General features: G+C 48.8%; 3 protein-coding genes. 1 reads left to right on the forward strand and 2 read right to left on the reverse strand.

Annotation, left to right across the window (positions count from 1 at the left end; translation table 11 throughout):
• Nucleotides 1–398, forward strand: a 398-nt coding sequence (locus tag QEH52_RS19235; protein WP_308952580.1) for a transposase, incomplete at its 5' end; no start/stop codon positions are given.
• 427 nt (nt 399–825) lie between these two features.
• On the opposite strand, the gene QEH52_RS19240 is transcribed toward QEH52_RS19235, so the two are convergent.
• Together QEH52_RS19240 and QEH52_RS19245 are read right to left on the reverse strand one after the other, a co-directional pair.
• On the reverse strand, nt 826–1383 hold the full coding sequence (locus QEH52_RS19240) for a hypothetical protein (RefSeq protein ID WP_308952581.1): 558 nt from the start codon (nt 1381–1383) through the stop codon (nt 826–828).
• Between the two features lie 22 nt (nt 1384–1405).
• Complete coding sequence (locus tag QEH52_RS19245) at nt 1406–1807, reverse strand: hypothetical protein (protein WP_308952582.1); 402 nt, start codon at nt 1805–1807, stop codon at nt 1406–1408.
• Nucleotides 1808–2839 lie beyond the last annotated feature (1032 nt).

Consider the following 2839-nt stretch of genomic DNA (forward strand, 5'->3'; position numbering starts at 1 on the left):
ACCTACTCGTGGACAGCCTTGGACTAGTCCTATTGGCCGTGGTTCACCCAGCGAACATTCAGGATCGCGACGGCGCGAAGTTGCTCCTTGAACTTTTCACCAATCGCTTCGGTTGGCTCAAACTCATTTGGGCTGATGGTGGATACGCAGGTAAACTCGTGCAGTGGGTGAGGCAGCTTCAACGTAAGCGACCGATCCAGTTGGATATCGTTCGCCGCAGTGATGATACCAGAGGTTTCAAGGTTCTGCCTAAGCAGTGGATCGTCGAGAGAACCTTCGGATGGCTGTCGAAATACCGCAGAATGTCCAAAGACTACGAAACTACCATTGAGTCATCTACTGGCATGATTCATATTGCGATGACTCGACTCATGCTCAAGCGTGCGGCTAGATTCTAACCGTTTTGGAAATTTATTAGACGCTCTCTTAGAGGTGCCTTCGAGGAGCATAGTCGACGGCGCGTTAGCGACGTTGACTACTGCGTCTGGATCTACCCTCCGTTTGGTCTGTGGGTTTTAGTTGGTCTAATGGTGATGCTTTCATTCCGTTTTCTATGAGATCCCAATTGTTCCTCCAAGGCTAATGATCACTCCAACCACATAACCGATAAGATAAGCTTGAAATCCAGAACCCAGCAAGTGCCCGACAAACACTGCACCAATTATTCCAAATATCTGCGTAACTACGATGAAGATGGTTAGATTTCGCTTAACCCTCTGGAGCCATTCCTTTCTTTTGTTCATTCAATTTTTCTGTAGATCGTAGAGGCCAGGAACCCAGCCTGACGAGTGTGTAGTTCAAGTGATTCTCGGGTTCTCGGGCGGGTTACATGGGTTGACCTGTGCCGACTGGTTCGGTCTTAAATTCGTTTAGTGCTTCGACTACTTCCGAGAGATCAAAATCAGATTTTGGTAAGAAGAAAACGGGATTCTCTCCATCGTTGAGACTGATGGAATTCTCCGTTTCTTTGACGTTCTGTATTCGGTCTAAGGAGACCTTCAATTCACTTTGTGGTGCAATGAGCTTCGCACCTTCGGGTGCAATCACAAATTTCCTATATCCCCAAGATGTATCTGATCTCTTCTCTAATTCCTTATTCAAGGCCCTTTGGGGTGCATATGCGATAAACTTCAAAATGAAGTATAAAATGACGGTGCAGAGTGGAACCTGGACTACGATTGTGAGTATGATCGATCCGATGTGGTTATGCTCTCCGTTGCTATTCCATTCGGCTGGATTGCCTACGCAATATACAGATGCGATTAGAAATGCCCAAACTTTCAAATATTTGATGAACTCTTTTCTGTTTTTCGATTGAGCAAGAAAGCACTCCCAAGCCATCTGCTTGCTTTGGGCTTCCGTGATACTGTATTCTTTTTCCATTCTCTTACCGAACGCTGAGGTGTCACGCTGAGGGGGCGCAGCCCCCGGAGTTGTGACCGACTTGTTCTGTCTTTTGGTAATCGTCGATGAAGTCTGGATAATCCTTCATCCATCCATTTTCTTTTTCGTAAAAGGATTCACTGAATTGGTGATATATGACCTCAGGGCTTAGGTCCGCTTTAAGTGCTTCAGTTTTGTTTTTCACTTTTTCTTTTCTGGCAAGGTGATGAAACCCGCTAAATATGCTCCAACTGAAAAGGCCATGAAGACTGCTCCTCTTTTCTTCTTCTCTTTCTACCCTATCCCAGATTTCGGATAGGACTGGAAAGAAACCTCCACCATCTTCGAGGACATATCCATTCGAAATATCGATACGATCTGGCCACCTGCTGAGACTTGATTGAAGCATTTCGGTATATTTCATTTCCTTACAGAACGAACGTGGCTCTGGCGCGCCTTTAGGCGTTGTCCAGAAGCGTCTGGATATGGCCGCAGGCCGTGGTGAGTGTGGGGTTCTGAATTGTGGGCTTCATCTGGGGATTTAAATCTTCAATTTCTTCTTCTTTTTACCAACCGGCGACTCGGTTCTGGCTGCCTGAGGATTTTATTTCTTTGCTTGTTATCTTACTCTCAAATGCTTAGTCTAAATGCTTCGATCCGTCGATCCTATTTTCTTCCCATATCGTCGAGGATGAACACGGAGTGAGGCACGAACGGAGTTGATTCACTCCGACTGGGTATGCCCGGCATGTTGATAAATTAATATGGTTAAAGTCCATTGTGAAAGACCTGAATAACAAATCAATCACTAGAGAAGCACAAGTGCGTAATCGCGAGGTTACGTGCGGAAGCAGTGTGGATCAAACCGACGAGCTGATGCTTCAAGTCCCGCCGAAGGGGAATGAGCGTAGTGAATCGGGATACAAGAACGTCATAGGAGGCACAGAGGGCGGGCGAGCGGGCCAAGGATCGCGAAGCCCATCAGGTCAGACCCGATGTGTAAATGACGCAGTTGTGTCGGGGAGGTGTATCAACTTATCCGGGGAGGCCTCCAACAGTGGCTTGTCAGAGCTTCAATCTGCTCATGAGATGGCGAGCAGCGCCGCCAGTGATGGCGGAGTGATCACCGATGGAGGAGTCAGCAGAAGGCATATTAGCCGCGGAGATGAGCTTGCTGAAGGCAGGACGGACTCACGAAGCGGTGAAGGCCCGAAATACGTATGCTTTAAGTCCCGCCGAAGGGGAATGAGCGAAGCGATCGGGAGCAGCCGGACTTGCCTCTGGTTCCGAGGTCTGCCGACAAGACCGGCACGTAGTGACCGGACCACCCACCCATAAACGCCGACCGGCGCGCGGGCAAAGGGAGCCAGGGCAATACAGCCGGTTGCAGCCCGAGCTACTGGAGGCAATCTTCAGTAGCACGAACCTCGAAGCGGCGTATCGCCGCGTCAAAGCC

It is taken from the genome of Thalassobacterium maritimum, from assembly GCF_031127805.1.
Taxonomy (GTDB): domain Bacteria; phylum Verrucomicrobiota; class Verrucomicrobiia; order Opitutales; family Coraliomargaritaceae; genus Thalassobacterium; species Thalassobacterium maritimum.